Source organism: Plasticicumulans sp. (assembly GCF_035331805.1).
Lineage (GTDB): Bacteria > Pseudomonadota > Gammaproteobacteria > Competibacterales > Competibacteraceae > Plasticicumulans.
In genome coordinates, this window is the sequence record NZ_DAOLKE010000262.1 from 1 (window position 1) to 5,118 (window position 5,118).

Genomic DNA, 5,118 nt, shown 5'->3' on the forward strand with positions numbered 1-5,118 from the left:
GCGCGCATCGCGCGCATGCGTTACAGCGGCCGGCTCGATCCGCTGCCGGCCGCCGCCGATGCCCGCAGCGTGCTCGATGCCCGGTCGCCGGTGGCCGATCCGGCCGGCAGCTGGCTGCCGGCGGCGAGCCGCTGGTTCCCGAGTCGCGATGACGAGCCCTTCCTGTACCGGCTGCGGCTGTCGCTGCCCGGCACCCAGCGCGGCCTGGTGCCGGGCGAGCTGCTGAGCGCCGTGTCGGCGGACGGCCGCTGGCAGGCCGAGTTCGTCGCCGAGCTGCCGCTGGAAGGACTGGATCTGTTCGCCGGTCCCTACCAGATCGAGGAGCGCCGGCTGGCGCGCGCCGAGGGCGGCGAGCCGCTGCTGATCCGCAGCTGGTTCACGGGCGCGGTCGAAGGGCTGGGCGCCGGCTATCGCGAGGCGGCGGCCGGTTACCTCGACGGCTATGCGCAGCGCTTCGGCGCCTATCCGCTGTCCGGCTATTCGATCGTGTCCTCGCCGCTGCCGGCCGGCTTCGCGGTGCCGGGCATCACGTATCTCGGCGAATCGGTGCTGCGCCTGCCGTTCATCCGCACCACCTCGCTGCGCCACGAGGTCCTGCATGCGTGGTGGGGCAACGGCGTGCGTCCCGACTACGCGCGCGGCAACTGGTGCGAGGGGCTGGTGACGCTGATCGCCGATCACGACGGCCGTGACGAGGAAACCCCGCAGAGCGCGCTGGCGCTGCGCATCGACTGGCTGCGCGACCTCGCCGCGCTCGGCCCCGAGGCCGACTACCCGCTGCGTGCCTTCACCAGCCGCCGCCACGGCGCCGACCAGATCGTCGGCTACCGCAAGGGCGCCTACGTGTTCCTGATGCTGCGCGAGCGCATCGGTGCCGCAGCCTTCGATGCCGCGCTGCGCGAGCTGTGGCGCCGCTGGCGCGGGCGCACGGCCGACTGGGCGGTGCTGCAGACGCTGTTCGAACAGGCTTCGGGCCAGCGGCTCGGCGAGTGGCTGGCGCAGTGGCTGGACCGCACCGGCCTGCCGGCCCCGCAACTCGCGCTCGCCGAAGCCAGCCGCGAGGCCGGCGGCTGGCGGCTGCGGCTGCGGCTGACGCAGCCCGGTCAGCCCTGGCAGCTGACGCTGCCGGTGGTGATCGACACCGAGGATGGCGCCCAGTCGGAGCTGACGCTGGCGCTGGCGCGCCCCAGCGACGAATTCGTGACCGCACTCGCCGTGCGCCCCGTCGCGGTGCGGCTTGATCCGCAGGCGCGCACGGCCCGCCGGCTCGAAACCGCGGAACTGCCGCCGATCCTGCGCCAGCTGCAGATCGCGAGCGGCGTGCAGGTGCTGCTCGGCGGCAAGCCCGAGGACTGGCCGCAGACGCTGGCCGGCCTCGGCCGCTGGCTCGACCGCCCGGCCAACGGCGACGGGCACGGGCCGCGCATCGTGGTCGGCCCGGCCGCGCAGATCGACGCCTGGCTGGCAAGGCAGCGGCTGACGCGCCCGGAACAGGTCACGGGCGGCAGCGCCCAGGCCTGGGCCATGATCGATGCCGCCGGCCAGCCGCTGCTGCTGCTGTCGGCAGCCGATGACACCGACGCCGCGCCGCTGGTCGAAAAGCTCGCGCATCACGGCCGCTACGGCTGGCTGACGCTCGCTGCCGATGGCAGCGTCGCCGGGCGTGGCCAGTGGCCGGCGCCGCAGCGCGCCGTGCCGGTACGCATCAGCGGCGTGCCCTGAACCACCGCGCTGGTGCGCAAGCTGCATGCAGGAAGGCAGTCGTCTGCCACCGCTGCCGGGGGTCGTCGCGATGGATGCCCTGTGCTCTGCCCTGCTCCTGTTCCTGACCGAAGCCGGTCTCACCGCCGCGCCCGCGCCGCCCTGCCCGGCGCTGAGCGTGGTCGCACCGGCAACGCTGGCGGTGAGGGCCTGCGAAGGGCCTTGTCCGGGTCTGCTGGCCTGGTACGAGGCCGGGGCCCGGCGCATCTACCTCGTGGCCGGCTTCGATGCGGACGATCCGCTGCAGGCGAGCGTGCTGCTGCACGAACTCGTGCATTACCTGCAGGACCTGCGCGGCGGTTTCAGCGATGGCAGCTGCCGCGCCGGGCTGCTGCGCGAGGTCGAGGCCTTCCGCTGGCAGGAGCGCTGGCTGGCGCGCGCCGGCGCCTGGCAGCCGGTCGGCATGGCACTGATGAACTACGGCTGCGCGACGCCGGCGGCCGGATGAGTCCCGGGGTCCGGCGCATCGCCATGACCTGCGAACATGACGCCGCCAGCCGCGGCCCGCTAAGATCGCCGGCGTTGCCGTCCGGCAACGCTGACGCCACCCATCGATGATTCTCTGGGAGCTGTTGATCGTCCTGCTGCTGATCTTTCTGAACGGCCTGTTCGCAATGTCGGAACTCGCAGTGGTCTCGGCCCGCCGGGCCCGGCTGCAGGTACTCGCCGAGCAGGGCAGCAAGGGCGCCGTCGCGGCGCTGAAACTCACCGAACACCCCGGCCGCTTCCTGTCCACCGTGCAGATCGGCATCACGCTGATCGGCATCTTCGCCGGCGCCTACGGCGGCGCGACGCTGTCGGAACCGCTCGCCGCGTGGATCGCCGAGCATCATCCGGCGCTCGCCGACTCGGCCGACACGCTGGCGCTCGCCATCGTCGTGGCGCTGATCACCTATCTGTCGCTGATCGTCGGCGAACTCGTGCCGAAGCAGCTGGCACTGCGCAATCCCGAGCGCATCGCCGTGCTCGCCGCGCCGCCGATGACGGTGCTCGCCTTCCTCGCCGCGCCGATCGTGCATCTGCTCGACCTGTCGGCCAACCTCGGCCTGCGGCTGTTCGGCGCCGAGGCGCAGACCGAGCAGAAGGTCACCGACGAGGAAATCCGCACGCTGCTCAAGGAAGCCACCGAGGCCGGCGTCGTCGAGCACAGCGAGCAGGCGATGATCCAGGGCGTCATGCGCCTGGCCGACCGGCCGGTGAAGGCGCTGCTGACGCCGCGCCCGGACATCGTCTGGCTCGACCCGGCCGATGCCGATGCCGAGAACATCGCCACGCTGCGCGCGAGTCCGTACTCGCGCTATCCGGTCTGCCGCGGCTCGGTCGACGAGATCCTCGGCGTCGTGCAGGCCAAGGACCTGCTCGATGACGTGCTCGCCGGCAAGCCGCTCGACCTGCGCGCCTGCCTGCGCGAGGCGCCGGTCGTGCACGAGGACGCGAGCGCCCTCGGCCTGCTCGAAACCCTGCGCACCTCGCCGTTGCCGCTCGCCTTCGTCGTCGACGAATACGGCGATCTGGTCGGCATGGTCACGGCCACCGACGTGCTGGAGAGCATCGTCGGCGACATGGCCGAGCACGACGGCAGCGTCGAGCCGGACGTGGTGGTGCGCGAGGACGGCTCCTGGCTGCTCGACGGCGGCCTGCCGATCGACGAGCTGAAGGAACTGCTGCGCCTGCGCGAACTGCCCGACGAGGACGAATTCAACACGCTCGCCGGCTACCTGCTCGCCCGCCTCGGCCACCTGCCCTCCACCGGCGAGCACATGGAAAGCGACGGCTACCGCTTCGAGATCGTCGACATGGACGGGCGGCGCATCGACAAGGTGCTGGTCGCCGCGCTGCCGCCCGAAGGCAGCGCCTGACCCGCGCCCTCTGCCCGGTGCCGGTGCATCGCCGTGCAGCACATGCCTGCCGAAGCGGCGCACGTCGCACCCGCCCGGTGCATCGGGGGCGGATTTCCAGTAAGCTCCCGCGCCTTTTAGCAATTCGGCCGCCGGTGCCGAGCCGACCGCCGCGCCCTTTCCCCGTCGCTGCCTGCAGACCTCGCCCACATGACGACCGAACGCCTGAACCCGCCCGGCATCGTGCCGCTCGATCACATCCTGCCTGATGAGCCGCTGCTGATGATGGGCGCCGGTCCGGTGCCGATCCCGCACCGCGTCGCACAGGCCAACTCCATCGTCATCAACCACCTCGGCGAGACGATGGCGCGCGTCGTCGAGCAGGTGAAGTCGATGGCCCGCTACGTGTTCCAGACCACGTCCGGCCACGTCATGGGCGTCGCCGGTCCCGGCTCGGCGGCGATGGAGATGGCGGTCTGCAATCTGGTCGCCCCCGGCACGCCGGTGCTCGCGGTCGTCAACGGCTACTTCAGCCAGCGTCTGGCCGAGATGGCCGGGCGCGTCGGCGGCGAGGTCACGACCGTGCACGTCGACGGCAACCGCTGCGCGACGCCCGAGGACATCGGCGCGCTGCTCGCCAGCGGCCGCTTCGAGGTCATGACCATCGTCCAGGGCGAGACCTCGAACACGGTCTGCAACAAGCGCCTGCCGGAACTGGCGCGCATCGCCCGCGCGCACGGCTGTCTGGTCGTCGTCGATGCGGTCTGCACGCTCAGCACGATGCCGCTCGACATGGACGGCTGGCAGATCGACGCGGTGATCACCGGCGGCCAGAAGGGTTTGTCCTCGATCCCCGGCGTGTCGCTGCTGGCGTTCTCGGATCTCGCCTGGGAGCGCATCCGCAGCCGCACGCACCGCCTCGCGCACTGGTGCCTCGATGCACAGCTCGCCGACAACTTCTGGAACCAGAAGTCGTATCACTACACCGCGCCGGTCTCCGGCCTGCTGGCGCTGCACGAGGCGCTGCGTCTGGTCTGCGAGGAAACCCTGCCGCAGCGCTTCCTGCGCCACCTGCACTGCTCCGAGGCGCTGCAGGCCGCGATCAGCGCGATGGGACTCGATCTGTTCGTCTCGCCCGAATCGCGGCTGAACTCGGTGATCGGCATCCGCGTGCCGGACGGCGTCATCGCCGACGAGGTGCGCCGGACCATGTCGACCGTGCACCGCGTCGAGATTTCCGGCGCCTTCGGCCACAACATCCTGCGCATCGGCCAGATGGGCGAGCAGAGCCGCGCCCACAACCTGTTCCGCACCCTGCACGCCTTTGGCGCCAGCCTGCGCGCCTGCGGCGCCTCACTCGACCTGCCGGCCGGCATGGCCGAACTGGAGCGGCACCTGTCTTCGACGACGCGCCTGCGCGTCGCGGAACGGCTCGGGATCGCGGCGTAAGCCGAATCGCATCAGTCGCATCAGTCGCATCAATCAGGCCCGGCGTGCGGAGCAAGTGCGCACGCCGGGC

Annotated in this window: 4 protein-coding genes; all 4 read left to right on the forward strand. The window is 71.6% G+C overall.

Annotated features, from left to right (window positions below; translation table 11 throughout):
* Positions 1-1,722, forward strand: a 1,722-nt coding sequence (locus tag PKE44_RS14800) for a M1 family peptidase (RefSeq protein ID WP_324552530.1), incomplete at its 5' end; no start/stop codon positions are given.
* 25 nt (positions 1,723-1,747) lie between these two features.
* Positions 1,748-2,209 carry a DUF6647 family protein gene (locus tag PKE44_RS14805; RefSeq protein ID WP_324552532.1) on the forward strand — a complete coding sequence of 154 codons (462 nt, stop codon included), beginning with the start codon at positions 1,748-1,750 and terminating at the stop codon, positions 2,207-2,209.
* Positions 2,210-2,333: 124 nt separating this feature from the next.
* Entirely contained in the window at positions 2,334-3,620 is a 1,287-nt protein-coding gene (locus PKE44_RS14810) for a hemolysin family protein (protein WP_324552534.1), read from the forward strand.
* Between the two features lie 189 nt (positions 3,621-3,809).
* Positions 3,810-5,048, forward strand: coding sequence for an alanine--glyoxylate aminotransferase family protein (locus PKE44_RS14815; RefSeq protein WP_324552536.1), 1,239 nt, complete (start codon positions 3,810-3,812; stop codon positions 5,046-5,048).
* Positions 5,049-5,118 lie beyond the last annotated feature (70 nt).

Bases quoted from the DNA above. Each gene is read 5' to 3' on its own strand.
- PKE44_RS14815 (WP_324552536.1), top strand. From the start codon at position 3,810: ATGACGACCGAACGCCTGAACCCGCCCGGCATCGTGCCGCTCGATCAC.
- PKE44_RS14805 (WP_324552532.1), top strand. From the start codon at position 1,748: ATGCAGGAAGGCAGTCGTCTGCCACCGCTGCCGGGGGTCGTCGCGATG.